Source organism: Streptomyces durbertensis, assembly GCF_014156695.1.
GTDB classification, from domain to species: Bacteria; Actinomycetota; Actinomycetes; order Streptomycetales; family Streptomycetaceae; genus Streptomyces; species Streptomyces durbertensis.
The window spans coordinates 1-13,802 of the sequence record NZ_WMLF01000113.1 but is presented as its reverse complement, the minus strand read 5'-3'; the positions used below and the strand labels follow the sequence as shown (position 1 = coordinate 13,802).

Sequence of the window (13,802 nt, the reverse complement as noted above, 5' to 3'; positions counted from 1 at the left end):
ACCCACCCCTGTGCAGGATCGGTTCCCCGCTCAGCAGGGGGTTTCACTCTTCGTGAGCGGCTTGCCACAACTCGGCCGCGCGGTCTAGGTTGCTGACAGAACCTCAGAACTCCATAAACAAGACGACCCCGGCGGGCGTTAGCGCGCCCGACGGGGTCTCACCAGCAGATCGGACCAATCGATCCATGGCTTCCTCAGACCTTAACCCCTCCCCGCCCGCGTGCCCACACCCCATGGCGTCACCCGGCTACGGAAAGCACACGGCGCCCGGCGAACTTCCCAGGCGGCAGGCTGACTTCGCGCACCTTCCCCCGCGCGAGGCATCCATCGCGCACTACATTGACCGCGCCCCCGACGGCGCCGACATCTCGGTGAAGTCCCTGGCGAGAGTCCTGCCGTACGGGCAGTGCGCGTTGCGGACGGCGCTGCGGAACCTCGCCGAGGCCGGCCATCTGCGACGCGTGAAGGAGCACGTTCGGGGCGCCGACGGCGCCTGGAACTGGGTCACGCACACCTACTTCACCCGCACGGCCAGGGAGGACGGCTGGTGGGCCGCCTTCCGCGCCGACGACGTGGCGCCGGCGGAGGCGCCCCCGGTGGCGGTGGCGGGCAACGAGGAGGTCGCGGGTGAGGCGTACGCGGTGCTGGCCGGCCTCGGGCGGGTCGACCGGCGGATGACGTTGTCGGCCGCCGAGTGCGCCGCGCTGGCGCCGCTGGTGGTGCCCTGGCTGGAGCGGGGCGCGGGCCGGGAGGAGGTGCGGGACGCGCTGACGGCCGGGCTGCCGGCCAAGGTGCATCATCCGGCCGGGCTGGTACGGGTGCGGCTCCGCGACAAGGTGCCCCCGGTCAGGCTTGCCGATCCGGAGTCGGGACGACCGGAGGCGCGACGGCTGGAGTCGGGACGGCCGGCGTTGCGGATTCTGGAGTGCGTGGTGTGCCGGGCGCCTGGGCGGCCGGAGGCCCTGCCGGGCGGCCGCTGCCGCCCGTGCCGTGGCGAGGGAAGCGGCGAGGCGCCGCCCCGCGTCGACGTCGCCCGCCTGACGGCAGGCGTCCGCCGCGCCCGCGAGGCGGCCCGACCCCGGCACCGCTGACGCGGGCCTCCCGGCAACGCGGAGGGCCCGCCGCGCGTGGCGTGTGCGGCGGGCCCTCGGGACGGGAGTCAGGCGTGGTTACTTCGCCTGGAAGACCGCCACCGTGCGGCCGGGGACGGTGAACGTGCCGTCGGCCGGGTGGTACTGCGAGAGGCGGACCGTCGGGTCGGAGCCCTTCGCCTGCGCGGGGTGCAGGCGGTGGGCCTTGCCGGCGAGCGCCGGCAGCGTCTGGCGCTGCTGCTCCGGTGTGGCGTTGAAGACGACGACGAGGTCGTCGAGGCGCATGGTGATCACGCCCGGCGTCTCGTCCGTCCCGGAGAGGGGGAAGGACAGCGCGCGCTGCACCTTCGCCGTGCTGGTCAGGGAGAACGCCTTCTCCGTGGAGCGGATGCGCAGCAGGTCGCGGTAGGCGGCGGAGGCGCCGTTGATCTGTGCGCAGCCGGGGGTGAGGGTCGGCTGGGTCAACAGGGGCTTGGCGTAAGGCCACTTGTCCTTGTTGTCCCAGGCGGGCGGCAGGCCGCGGCCGAAGCCGTTGCCCTGTCGGCAGTCCCAGTTGATGGTGTTGAACCAGTCGCCGGAGTTGTAGGAGTTGCGGTCCAGGGACTTGGAGCGCAGGAGGTCGCTGCCGGCCTGGCTGAGGGCGGGGCCCTGGGACAGCGCGGCGGTGGCCATGGCGAGGACCTGCATGCGCGCCCGTTCGGCTGCGGAGGTGCGCTCGGGGAGCTTGAAGGCGAGCGCGTCGTACAGGGTCTCGTTGTCGTGGGCGTCGGCGTAGGCGACGGCCTCGCCGGGGGCGGCGGCGTACCCGGCGGGGGAGCCGTTGTAGTCGACCTCGGAGCCCTTGACGGTCCGGCCGGCGGTGTCGGTGAAGGTGTAGTCGGCGAGGTTGCCGGTCAGGCCGACCTTGATGAGGTCCTGGTAGTGGAGGAGGCGGGCGCGCTGCTCGGCCCGGGTGCCGTTGTCCTTCGAGTTGTTGGGTTCGGTGAACAGGCCGCTGGCGAAGCCCTGCACGCCGGGGTCGTCGTCGAAGGGGCCGCCGCCGCGCACGGCGTCGCGGGCCCGGTCGGCGAAGGTGGCGATGCCGGTGCCGGCCATGTTCTTCTGGGTGGCCTGGACGAAGCGGTTGTCGTCGGCGACCTCGCCGAAGTTCCAGCCCTCCCCGTACAGGATGATCTTCTTGCCGTCGACGCCGTCCTTGGCGAGCGTCAGCCGGTCGAGGGCCTTGCGGACGGCGAGGATGTTCTCCTTCGGGTGGTGGCCCATGAGGTCGAAGCGGAAGCCGTCGACCTTGTACTGCCGGGCCCAGGTGACGATCGAGTCCACGGTCAGCTTGCCCATCATGGTGTGCTCGGGCGCCGTGTTGGGGCAGCAGGTGGAGGTGGCGACGCTGCCGTCGTCCAGCAGCCGCTGGTAGTAGCCGGGCACGATCCGGTCGAGGACGGACTTGTCGTCCTGGCCGGCGGCGTAGGTGTGGTTGTAGACGACGTCGAGGACGACGCGCAGTCCGGCCTCGTTGAGGGACTTGACCATCTGCCGGTACTCGACGGTCCGCCGCGTCCCGTCCGGGTCGGTGGCGTAGGAGCCCTCGGGCACGGTGTAGTGCAGCGGGTCGTAGCCCCAGTTGTAGGCGTCGCGGTCGCGGACCTCGCCGACGCACTCCTGCTGCTTCGGCGAGTCGGGCGCCAGCGACGGCAGTTCGCAGTCCGGCTTGGCCTGGTCGCGCGGCTTCTCGGGGACGGTCGCCAGGTCGTACGTCGGCAGCAGGTGCACGTAGGAGGCGCCGGCGTCGGCGAGCTTCCGCAGGTGCTTCATGCCGTCGGAGTTCTTCTCGGTGAAGGCGAGGTACTTGCCCGTGTGCCTGGCCGTGCGGTCGGCGATCGAGAAGTCCCGGACGTGCAGCTCCTGGATCTGCGCGTCGCGCAGCGGGACGTGCTTCGGCTTGGCCAGTCGCTGCCAGCCGGCCGGGGCGAGCTTCGGGTCGTCCAGGTCGACGACGAGGCTGTGCGCGGAATCGGCGGTGAGGGCGGTGGAGTAGGGGTCGGTGACCTTGTTGGTGACGGTCTTCTGGACGGTCGGCGCCCAGACGCGGACGTGGTAGCGGTAGGGCTTGTTCTGCCAGCCGCGGTTGCCGCGCACGCTCCACACGCCGGTGGTGTCGTCGCGCCGCATGGCGACCGTGCGGCCGTCGAGCTCCAGTGCGACGTGCTGCGCGGTGGGCGCCCACAGGGAGAGGGTGGGTCGGCCCTTCGTGTCGAAGACCGGGCCAAGTTCGGCGTCGGCGGCCTTCGTGCCGTACAGATCGTCGAGCACGCCGGGGAGTTGCACGCCGGTGGCAGCCAACAGCGCGCCACTGGTGGCGCGTTGGGTGGCGATGAGCTGGCCGCGCAGGGACTCCCGGACGCGGTGGCGGTCACGCGGGTCGACGGTGAAGGCGTTGTGGTCCTTCAGATGCGGGTACTTGGCGCGCTGGGCGTCGGTGAGACCGCCCTCGACCGGGCGGAGTCGCAGCCAGCGGCCCTCGTCGGAGAGCGCGCCGCCGGGGGTGACGGTGATGCCGCCCTTCGCGTCGTACACAAGCTGCTGGCTGGTGCCGTCGGTGGCCTTGGCCTTCCAGGCGACGGTGTCGCGGTCGATCCACTGGGCCGCGGCCTTGGTCAGGTCGAGGTCGGCGGCGCCGCCGGTGCCGGGCAGCAGGAAGCCGGGGGTCGCGCTGAGCTTCCACACCTCGTGGCCGTAGGTGGTGAGGTCCAGGGACTGGTCGGCGGCCTCGTCCTTGTCGTCGCCCTTGTGGATGATGTAGCTGAGCGTGGTCGCGCCGTCGGCGAGCGGCACCTCGTAGGTGGCGCCGAACGCGTCGCGGCGGGTCGGCATCAGCGGCTTCGACCAGTCGGTGGGCTCGGCGGCGCCGGTCCAGGTGTGCAGGCCCCAGCCGTCGTAGTCGCCGTCGGGCCGGTGGTAGTGGATGACGGCCTTGGTCTTGTCCTGCGGCGGGTAGACGCCTTCGGGAGCCTCCTCGGCGGCCTTGTCCTCACCCTGGGTGACCCAGACCTGACCGGTTGCTGCCAGATCGATGGTGCGCTCGGGGCCGTCCGTGGCACCGTTCTTGACGAGGGTGAACGGCAGCTTGTCCGTCGACTCGCCGTCGCGCAGCTTCAGCCAGGCGAACGCGCCGAAGGCGTCGCGGCCGACGAAGTCGGCGGTGCGGTCGCCGGAGCGGAGCTGCCAGCCGTCGTAGTCGCCGTCCTGCCGCTGGTAGTGGACGACGGCGTAGTCGCGTTCGACGGCGGAGGGCACCTCGGGCGCCGGCGGGCGGCCGGTGGTGCTGGTGGCCGTCGCGGAGGCGGTGCGGCCGGCGCTGTCGACGACAACGGCCTTGTAGCGGAGGGGGGTTCCGGGCGCGATGTCGCGGCCGAGGTGCTGGGTGACACGGTAGGGGGCGCGGTCGGCGGTGCCGAGCGTCTGCCAGCGGCCGTTGCCGACCTGCGCGGCGAAGACGACGCGGTTGAGGCGTCCGCCGGTCACGTCGGCGTCCAGCTCGACCGTGCCGGTGGCACCGGCCGCCGGGGCGGTCAGCTTCAGTCCGGGCTTCGCGTCGGGCGCGGCCAGGGGCTGGTTCGCCCGCAGGACGACGCTGGACAGGGCGGGCACGGTGAGCGTGATCCTGCCGTCGGCGTCGCCGCGCACGGTGCCCTTGCCGCCGTAGAGGTGGCGGAAGACGGTCCGGGCGGAGTCCGTCGTCAGCTCGACGGTCTTCGCGGCGGTGCTGTTGTTGACGGCGACGACGTACTCGTGGGCGCGGGCGTCGCCCGCCCGCGTGCGGGAGAACGCGTAGACGCCGGCGCCGTCGTCGGCGTACCGGTCGGTGTGCGTGCCGTCGCGCAGCGCCGGGTGGGCCTTGGTCAGCTTGGCGAGTTCCGCGATCGACCGGTAGAGGGGGTGGCGGGTGTCGAAGCTGTCCTCGGCGTGCGTGCGGTCCGTGCCGAGCTGCTTGTTCGCCGTGTTGTCCAGGTAGTCCGGGGTGCGGGAGGCGAACATGGTCTGGCGGGCGTCCTTGTCGCCGCCGGAGCCGGTGAAGCCCTGCTCGTCGCCGTAGTAGACGACCGGGTTGCCCCGGCTGAGGAACATCAGCTCGTTGGCGAGCGTCGCGCGCTTCAGCAGCTCGCGCTCGTCGGCCTTCGGGTTGTCCTGGCGCAGGAACGTGCCGATGCGGCCCATGTCGTGGTTGCCGAGGAACGTCACCTGGTTGTAGGCGTTCGAGCGGCCGGTGGTGTACCGGTAGTCCTGCTCGAAGAGGCCGGGCAGCCGCTTCGCGGAGCCGCCCTGGGAGGCGAAGGAGCGGGCGGCGTCCTGGAACGGGAAGTCGAGCGTCGCGTCGAGCCGGCCCCGGGTGACGTAGGGGGCGTTGACCGCCGGGTCCGAGGAGTAGACCTCCCCGAACATGAAGAAGTCCTTCTTGCCGCGCTTGGCCGCGTAGGCGTCCAGCGCGCCGGCCCACTGGGTCCAGAAGTCCATGTTGACGTGCTTGACGGTGTCGATCCGGAAGCCGTCGATGTCGAAGTCCCGCACCCACCGCTGGTAGATCTTCTTCATGCCCTCGACGACCTCGGGACGTTCCGTCCACAGGTCGTCCAGGCCGAAGAAGTCACCCTGCTCGCTGCTCTCGCCCGCGAAGGTGGAGTCGCCCCGGTTGTGGTACATCGTCGGGTCGTTCAGCCACTCGGGGACCTTGACGTCCTTCTCCGCCGCCGGTACGACGGGCGTGCGCGGGAACGAGTTCAGGTCGACCTTCGGGAAGCGCCCTCCAGCCGCGTAGTCGGTGTCGTCGAACGGCTTGCCGTCCTTGGTGAGGTAGGGGAAGGCGCCCTTGGAGAGGTAGGAGTACGCCTGCTCCTTGTTGCCGACGACATCGGCGGTGTGGTTGGTGATGACGTCGAAGAAGACCTTCATGCCCCGGGCCTTGGCGGCCTTGATGAGCTTGCGGAGGTCGTCGTTGGTGCCGAAGTGCGGGTCGACCTGGGTGAAGTCGGTGATCCAGTAACCGTGGTAGCCGGCCGAGGCGTCCTTGCCCTCGCCCTGCACCGGCTTGTTCTTGAAGAGGGGCGCCATCCAGATCGCGGTGGTGCCCAGACCCTTGATGTAGTCCAGCTTCCGGGTGATGCCCTTGAGGTCACCGCCCTGGTAGAAGCCCTTGTCCGTGGGGTCGAACCCGGTGCTCAGCCGGCCGCCGGTCAACCCGCCGCGGTCGTTGGAGCGGTCGCCGTTGGCAAAACGGTCCGGCAGGACGAAGTAGAACTGCTCCCTGGTCAGGTCGTGCCGGGTCTGCTCGCCGACCAGTGCCGCGTCGGACGGGGGGCGCGGCGGCTTCGGCGCGGCGTTGGCGGACGCCGCCGCGGTGATCAGCGTCGTCAGAAGGGTCGCCGCGATGCCTGCGGCCACGCCTCTGCGCGCGGGGGAACCTCTCACGGATCGGTCTCCTCGAAGGGACGGGTGATGGACATGCCGGCCGCCCGGCCCCGCCGGCGGGGTGGACGGCGGAACCGGGTGGCCGGTGATGGTGGGGGACGGCCCCGGCGAGGGCGCGGGGCCGTCCGAGCTCAGGCGGTTGCCGCCGGGTGAGCCTTGTTCCGGACCGGGTTCCGGACTAGTTGCGCCAGGTGTCGCTCAGCGCGGTGACGCCGCTCGACGAGACGGTGAAGGAGCGGTTGGAGCCGCTCTCCCAGGTGACCGCTCCACCGGCGTCCTTGCGGATGTACTTGTACTCGCAGGAGGTGCCGGCCGGGATCTCCAGCGCGCCCTTCCACACCGGGTAGGTGGCCGGGTCCAGCTTCGGCGCGTTCGCGGTGTTCCACCCGCCGAGCTGCGGGCAGCTGCCGGCCACGTGGATGTCCTGGCCCCACTGCGTGGTGGCGTTCACCGAGAACGACACGCTGCCGTCGACCGGGTCCGGGACGCCGCTGCCACCGTCACAGCTCCGGGCGCCGGTGTGCAGGGCGAGCGCGGTGTTCGCGCCGAGCGTCGCGGTGAACTGGCCGGAACCGTTCACGGTGACGGACCGGCCGCTCTGCACGTCGCAGTAGTCACCGGCGGGCAGCGACGTCTGGAACGTGCGGGACAGCGAACCGCTCTCGCGGTTGATCGCCACGTACGCCTTGGAGCCACGGCTGAACGCGACCGCGTTGTTGCCGTTGTCCCACCAGTTGGTGACCGACTGGCCGCGCGCCTCGTTGCGGAAGCCGACCATCGCGGAGATCTCCCGCCAGTCGTGCTGGCACTTCCACCCGTCGGTGTAACAGGCGTTCACGTGACCGGCGTTCGGCGGACCGGCGTCCTTGTTGCTCCACTCGTAGCCCGAGTGCACGTCCGGGGCCCCGTACGGCCAGGCCAGCATGAACACGTTCGCCAGCGTGTAGCGGGCGCCGTCCTTGTAGCTGAGGGTGTCGCCGACCCGCTCGGTGTCGTGGTTGTCCACGAAGACGGCGGACTTGCCGGACTCCATGAAGCCCCAGCCCTCGCCGAAGTTCCGCAGGTTCGCCAGGCGGCCGCCGTTCATGACCTGCTTCAGCTCACGCGCGTACCGGAACTCCTGCACGTCGCCGTTGCCCAGGTACTCGCTCGGGTCGACGGCCTCGCCCGCGCCGTGGATCGCCTCCTGCTTCCAGTAGGCGTTCGGGTTGCTGAGCTTGGACTTGATCGCCGCCAGGTCGCCGGCCGGCATGTGCTTGGCCGCGTCGATGCGGAAGCCCGCCACGCCCATCGACAGCAGGTCGTTCATGTAGTCCGCGATGCGCTGCCGCACGTACTCCTTGCCGGTGCGCAGGTCCGACAGGCCCACCAGCTCGCAGTTCTGCACCTGGTAGCGGTTGCGGTAGTCGATCGAGTCGCTGCGGCAGTCGTTGAAGTCGCCGTCGCTGTAAGGCGCCGCCGGATAGTCGTACTTGGTGTACGAGGAGCCGCCGGTCCCGATGCCGCTGCCCGCGCTCATGTGGTTGATGACCGTGTCGACGACCACCTTCACACCGGCGCTGTTGCACGTGTTGACCATCGACTGGAACTGGCTGCGGTTGCCGAGCCGGCTGTCGATCTTGTAGCTGACCGGCTGGTACGCCGTCCACCACTGCGGGCCCTGGATGTGCTCCTGCGGCGGCGAGACCTGCACGTACCCGTACCCGGCCGGCCCGAGCGTCTCGGTACAGGCCCTGGCGACGGACTCGAACTTCCACGAGAAGAGGACGGCGGTGACGTCCTTGCCGCCCGGCGGCGCCGCCTGCGCGGCGGTGGGCGCCGCGACAAGCGCGCCCGCCGCACCGGCGGTCAGCGCGAGCGCCGCGGCCAACGTCCTGGCGACCGGCTTCCTGGACGGTTTGGCGGACGGTTGGCTGGTCGGTTCGGTGGTCGGTCCGGCGGTTGAGCTGAAGGCCACGATGTCTCCTGCCTGACGGGAGTGCCGACGTGTGGGGTGCCTCCGGGCAACGCGCCGCGCCCGTGGACGGGTGGAACTGGCTGTGCGGGGTGGTGCGAGGTGGAGCGAGATGGTCCGAGGTGCTGCGGGGATGTTGCAAGAAGACTGCAAGAGAGTGAAAGTCTTCCGGCGAGCTGACCGTAGAAGGCCCTCGCTGCCACGTCAAGGGTTCGAGACACACCCTGGAAACTCGGCAGTTACGGCCAGGTAACCTCTTCTGCAAGAGCTTGCAGGGTGTTACGGTCTGCTCCAGTTGCCGGCCTGAGCCGGCCGGGGGCCGCCCACACGGCCCCACGCGCCCGGCCCCGAGCTCAGGTCGGCGACGCCGACAAGACGCCGTGGGCGAAGCCGGCCGAAAACCACCCCTCGCGGCGTCACGGCGCCGGCACCCCGCGCACAACCACCAGCCGCCGGGGGCGGCCTGGAGGCCCAGGCCGGGTGCCCCGATGCATGGCCGGTAGCCCGGCCTGGCGCACGGGTCGACGCCCGGCGTCAGTCCGCCGGCTTGCGCCAGACGGAGACGTGCCGGGGGCTCTCGCCGGAGAACGGTCGCCGGGACCAGTCCTCCCAGCGGTCGGTGAGACGCATTCCGGCCAGCCGGGCCATCAGGTCCAGCTCGGCGGGCCACACATAGCGGAACGGAATCGACCGGTGCTCGGCCCTGCCGCCTTCCCCGAGCGTCACGTAGTGCGAACTCATCGCCTGCGTCGCGACGTCGTAGGTGTCGAACGCCCACCCGTCGGGACCGATGTCAAAGGGCACGGCCGTCTGTCCCGGCGGCAGCCGCCGCAGGTCCGGGACGCCCACCTCGATCACGAAGTGCCCTCCGAGCCGCAGGTGTGCGTCGGCGTTGCGGAAGCACTCGACCTGGTCGTCCTGGGTTGTCAGGTTGTTGATCGTGTTGAACACGAGGTAGACGAGCGCGTACTCGCCCGGCACGCGGACGGTCGAGAAGTCGCCCGCCGTCACTCCGACGGCCTCGGCGCCGGGCTTGGCCCGCAACCGGTTGAGCATCGCCCGGGAGAGATCGATGCCGTGCACCGGAACGCCGCGTTCCGCGAGTGGTAGCGCGATCCGACCCGTGCCCACGCCGAACTCCAACGCGGCGCCGTCACCCGCCAGCTCGGCGAGCAGGTCGACGGCCGGCGTCACCACCTCCGGCCGGAACATCGCCGCCGACGACTCGTCGTACCGCGCCGCGACACTTTCCCCGAAGTACCCGTCTCCGTCATCAGGCATGGGATGAACGGTACATACCGCCCCTCCCGTCCCGCGACCGCTTTTCCCGCGCCCTTATGCCCGCCCCTCCGAGGTGAGGAGGCGGTCCAGTTTGCCGAGGCTCTGCGACCAGCCCTCCTCGTGCAGGTGGAGGCGGCTCGGCGTGGCGAACGGTCCGTGCTCCAGGACGAGTTCGCATCCCACGCCGGGAATGTCGCGCAGGGCCAGGTCCACCACCGTCTCGCGGTCGTCCGGATCGGGTTCCTCCCAGCGGAACGTGTAGGAGAGGCGTTCCGGTGGTTCGACCAGGCGGTACTCGCCGGCCAGGTGGAACGCCTCCCCGTCCGGGGGTCGCATCGTGATCCGGAACGCGCCGCCCGGCCGGAGGTCGCGTTCCACGGCCGGGATCGTGAACCCGTCCGGGCCCCACCACCGGGCCAGCTCGTCCGGGTCGATGAGGGCCCGGAAGACCACCGCGCGCGGCGCGTGGAGTACCCACCGTACGCGCAGGCTCAGGGTTTCGCTCTCCCGCGTCATCGGACCGCCCCCTCCGCTCGGGAGAACAGGAAAACGTCCTGGTCACCATGGTAGAAACGCCGCGCCCCCGCCGCGAGCCGGGCGGCGGCGCGGCGCGGCTGCCGGCCTACCGCCGGGTGAAGGACGTGACCGTGATGCCGCTGTCGAACGACACCCTGTCGGTCACGTCGAACAGCGTCGGGCTGAACTCCCCGTCGACCACCCGGATGCCCGCCCCGGCGAGGACCGGGTAGCTCTTGATGACCAACTCGTCGATCTCGGGCAGCAGCGCCCCGGCCAGGCGCCCCCCGCCGCAGAGCCAGACGTCCAGCCCGCCCTCCTCTTTCTTGAGCTCCCGGACGAGGCCGAGCGGGTCGGAGTCGACCACCGTGACGGCGGGGTCGATGTCGGACGGCGTCGTGGTGGACACGACGTACTGGCGCAGGTGCGCGTACGGGCTGGTGTAACCGGCGTCCAGGCCGGGCACGTACGTGCCGCGACCCATCACCAGGGTGTCGAACCGCTTGTTGGGCGCGTCCGCGATGCCGAACTGGTCGCGCGCGAAGCTCGGAATGGTCTCCGGGTAGTGGGCGGGGAGCCACTTCATGTACTCGGCGGTCTGCTTCTCGTCGCCGAACGGGAAGAAGTCGATCTCGTGTCCGGGCCCGGCGATGTAGCCGTCGAGGGACACTCCGACGTAGTAGACGAGCTTTCGCATAAGACTTACCCCCGCGCTCGTAGTACTCTGACTGTAGTGATAACAACGTAGTACTACGAACGGAGTGGTGTCAATGGCGCGGCGAAACGACGCGCGGAGAGCCGCGCTGGTCGACGCGGCGATCGAGGTGCTGGCACGGGAAGGCGCGCGCGGACTGACCTTCCGCGCGGTCGACGCCGAGGCCGCCGTCCCCACCGGCACGGCCTCCAACTACTTCACCAACCGGGACGACCTGCTCACCCAGGCCGGCTCCCGCGTCTACGAACGCCTCACGCCGGACGAGACCACAACGGAACAACAACTCGCCGGCGCCCACGGCCAGGAGGGCTACAAGGCCCTCATGCGCGAGGTCATCGGCCGCGTCAGCGCCTTCCGCACCGGCTACCTCGCGCTCCTCGAACTCCGCCTCGAAGCCACCCGCCGCCCCGAACTGCGCGCCGTCCTCACCGAACGCGTACGCGCCGACATCGACCACAACGTCGCCCAGCACGAGGCCGCCGGCCTCCCCGGCGACGCCACCGCCGTCCGGCTCCTCTACCTCGCGTTCAACTGGCTCATCGTCGAGCAACTCACCCTGCCCGACGTCCTCTCCGAAGCCGAACGCGAGGAACTGGTAGCCGCCGCCGTAGACCGCCTGATCCCCCACTGACGCCGTTGCGGCCGCCTGTCACCCGGTCGTCGGCCCAACCGCCGGATCAGCGGACGCATTGAGCACCGCCGCGCCGCGCTCGGCGCGGGCGGCGTCACGGGCAGCGAGAACGTCTTCGACAGTAGGGCCCGTCGCCGACAGCCTCTCAAGCTCTCTGATCAGATCCCGGTTCCGGTCAGCCGACGTCTCAGACATCGCCATTCGACGGCCGGAGGCCGTCACGGCGGGTGGCGGTGACAAAGGCGGTCCAACTGGCGGCGGGTAGGACGAGGACGGGGCCGTCGGCCCGCTTGGAGTCCCGGACGGGGACCACACCGGGGTGCCCGTCCGCCACCTCCAGGCAGTCCCCGCCGTCGCCGCCGCTGTGGCTGGACTTGCGCCAGCGTGCGGCGCCGGGAAACGCCTCGGCGACCTCCACGCAGTCCCCGCCGCTGCCACCACTGTGGCTGGACTTACGCCAGTGCGCGGCGCTGAGATCAGGCATCGTCCTCATGGGCGTACTCCTCCGCCACCGACGTGATCAGGGCCAGGGACGCCTTCGGCGACAACGCGGCGGCCCCCAGCAGATCGTAGGACAGCCGGTAACGCGCGACCAGCGCCGGATCGTCCACCAACTGGCCGTGCCCCAGGCTCTCCAGGTAGACCAAGGGAGGCGCGTCGCTGAAGTCCATCAGCTTGAGGGCGCCTGCCATCGCCGGGTGGGCCCCCGCGCGGAACGGCAGCACCTGAACGATCGCGCGGTGACGTCCGACCAGTCCGGCGACGTGCCACAACGACTCGGCCATCACGGCCGCGCCCCCGACGGGTCGGCGCAGCGCACCCTCATCCAGAACGGCCCACATCAGAGGCTTTGTTGGATCGGCGAGCAGTCGGGTGCGTTCCATTCGCGCGGCCACCAGCTCCTCGATCACCTCTTCTGGCGCCGTCGGCTGGTACGCCCGGCAGACGGCACGGGCGTAGGCGGCGGTCTGGAGCAGGCCGGGGATCAGTGCCGGGGCGTACGACCGGATCGCCGTCGCTATGGCCTCGGCCTCCGCCGCCTCCGCGAAGTGGTCCGGGTAACGGGACTTGCCCGCCTCGCAGTTGCGCTCGAAGAAGCCGTCGGTGCCCAGCACCTGGTCGATGAGCTGTGCGATCTCCGGCACCATGCGGCGGGTGCCGGCCTCCAGCTGGCCGATGAACGAGCCGCTGACGAACAGCGGGCGGCCCAGTTCATCCTGCGTCATGTTGGCCTGCTCGCGTTTGTGGCGGAGTTCGGCGCCGAGCAGTGCCCTCGGTGAGGAGGACGGGTCGAGTTTCTTGGGTCCGGGCATGGCGGTCACCTGTCGGCCAAGTCGGTCTGTTGGGTGCTTCCCCCTGGGAAGGCTAGCCACGTTTGGCCACGCTGTGTGGCGGAAGTCAACACCCAGAGTGGAAGGCGGCAGTACCCCCATGGCATCCACCCCACGCGCCCGCGCGGCGAACGTCGACCGCATCCGCGTCGCCGAGGAGGCGGCCGACGCACTGCGTCAGGCGCTCGCCGCGCACGACGTCACCTTCCCGTCCTTGCGTCTCGACCTCGTCACCTGCGCGATGACCGAGCCCAACCCGCTTCTGGACCTGGGCCGTTGCAACGTCGAGACGGCGCTGCGGCTGGCGGCCGCGCTGCGGGCGACGACGCCGCCGACACACGGCCGCGCGGACGGGCGACCGGTCGTCGCGGGCTGATGCACGCGACGCCGTTCGCGCCGGGCGCGTACGCCGTGGACACCCGGACCGGCCGCGTCGGCCGGGTGTCCACCCGCGCCGGCGGCACCGTACTGCTGCGACTCCCCGGCGGCGGCCCGCCGTGGGAGTGCCCGGCCGCCGACCTGCGGCCCGCGACGGCCGCCGACCGTCTCCGCGCCCGCGTCACCGAACTCAACTGGAGGAGCCGCCTGCCATGACCCCGCCCCGATCCGTGCTGCGCTTCGTCGAGTGGCGGCTGCACCCCGACCTCGAACCGGACGCCGAACCCGTCACCTACGCCATGCAGTGCGCCGTCTGCGAGGAACAGTCCACGCCGACCGTCGACTTCGCCGACGCACAGCGCTGGACGTTCCGCCACGCCGGCCGCAACCCCACCCACCACACCTACCGCGAACACCTCATCCGCCCCTGGCACGCCCACCC

Annotated in this window: 12 protein-coding genes; 5 read left to right on the top strand and 7 right to left on the bottom strand. The window is 70.9% G+C overall.

What is annotated here, in order from left to right; translation table 11 throughout:
* Positions 1 to 233 precede the first annotated feature (233 nt).
* On the top strand, positions 234 to 1,091 hold the full coding sequence (locus GL263_RS10390; RefSeq protein WP_182855323.1) for a hypothetical protein: 858 nt from the start codon (positions 234 to 236) through the stop codon (positions 1,089 to 1,091).
* A gap of 78 nt (positions 1,092 to 1,169) precedes the next feature.
* On the opposite strand, the gene pulA is transcribed toward GL263_RS10390, so the two are convergent.
* From pulA to GL263_RS10365, 5 genes are all read right to left on the bottom strand, one after another.
* Positions 1,170 to 6,527, bottom strand: coding sequence for a pullulanase-type alpha-1,6-glucosidase (gene pulA, locus GL263_RS10385; RefSeq protein WP_438947943.1), 5,358 nt, complete (start codon positions 6,525 to 6,527; stop codon positions 1,170 to 1,172).
* A gap of 205 nt (positions 6,528 to 6,732) precedes the next feature.
* Positions 6,733 to 8,424 carry a carbohydrate-binding module family 20 domain-containing protein gene (locus GL263_RS10380; RefSeq protein WP_182855325.1) on the bottom strand — a complete coding sequence of 564 codons (1,692 nt, stop codon included), beginning with the start codon at positions 8,422 to 8,424 and terminating at the stop codon, positions 6,733 to 6,735.
* Between the two features lie 618 nt (positions 8,425 to 9,042).
* On the bottom strand, positions 9,043 to 9,789 hold the full coding sequence (locus GL263_RS10375) for a class I SAM-dependent DNA methyltransferase (protein WP_182855321.1): 747 nt from the start codon (positions 9,787 to 9,789) through the stop codon (positions 9,043 to 9,045).
* A 54-nt stretch (positions 9,790 to 9,843) separates the two neighbouring features.
* Complete coding sequence (locus GL263_RS10370) at positions 9,844 to 10,305, bottom strand: SRPBCC family protein (protein ID WP_182855320.1); 462 nt, start codon at positions 10,303 to 10,305, stop codon at positions 9,844 to 9,846.
* 106 nt (positions 10,306 to 10,411) lie between these two features.
* Positions 10,412 to 11,002, bottom strand: coding sequence for a dihydrofolate reductase family protein (locus GL263_RS10365; protein WP_182855319.1), 591 nt, complete (start codon positions 11,000 to 11,002; stop codon positions 10,412 to 10,414).
* Between the two features lie 73 nt (positions 11,003 to 11,075).
* Here GL263_RS10365 and GL263_RS10360 point away from each other — a divergent pair, with 73 nt between their 5' ends.
* Positions 11,076 to 11,651, top strand: coding sequence for a TetR/AcrR family transcriptional regulator (locus GL263_RS10360; protein WP_182855318.1), 576 nt, complete (start codon positions 11,076 to 11,078; stop codon positions 11,649 to 11,651).
* A 187-nt stretch (positions 11,652 to 11,838) separates the two neighbouring features.
* On the opposite strand, the gene GL263_RS10355 is transcribed toward GL263_RS10360, so the two are convergent.
* Entirely contained in the window at positions 11,839 to 12,144 is a 306-nt protein-coding gene (locus tag GL263_RS10355) for a DUF397 domain-containing protein (RefSeq protein WP_438947942.1), read from the bottom strand.
* The gene (locus GL263_RS10350; protein WP_182855317.1) at positions 12,128 to 12,964 is read right to left on the bottom strand and encodes a helix-turn-helix domain-containing protein; all 837 of its coding nucleotides are present in this window, start codon (positions 12,962 to 12,964) and stop codon (positions 12,128 to 12,130) included. The genes GL263_RS10355 and GL263_RS10350 overlap by 17 nt, the downstream gene beginning before the upstream one ends.
* A 118-nt stretch (positions 12,965 to 13,082) precedes the next feature.
* On the opposite strand from GL263_RS10350, the gene GL263_RS10345 reads away from it, so the two are divergent.
* From GL263_RS10345 to GL263_RS10335, 3 genes are all read left to right on the top strand, one after another.
* The gene (locus GL263_RS10345) at positions 13,083 to 13,358 is read left to right on the top strand and encodes a hypothetical protein (RefSeq protein ID WP_182855316.1); all 276 of its coding nucleotides are present in this window, start codon (positions 13,083 to 13,085) and stop codon (positions 13,356 to 13,358) included.
* On the top strand, positions 13,358 to 13,576 hold the full coding sequence (locus GL263_RS10340; RefSeq protein ID WP_182855315.1) for a hypothetical protein: 219 nt from the start codon (positions 13,358 to 13,360) through the stop codon (positions 13,574 to 13,576). The genes GL263_RS10345 and GL263_RS10340 overlap by 1 nt, the downstream gene beginning before the upstream one ends.
* Positions 13,573 to 13,802, top strand: a 230-nt coding sequence (locus GL263_RS10335) for a DUF7848 domain-containing protein (protein ID WP_182855314.1), incomplete at its 3' end; no start/stop codon positions are given. The genes GL263_RS10340 and GL263_RS10335, both read left to right, overlap by 4 nt.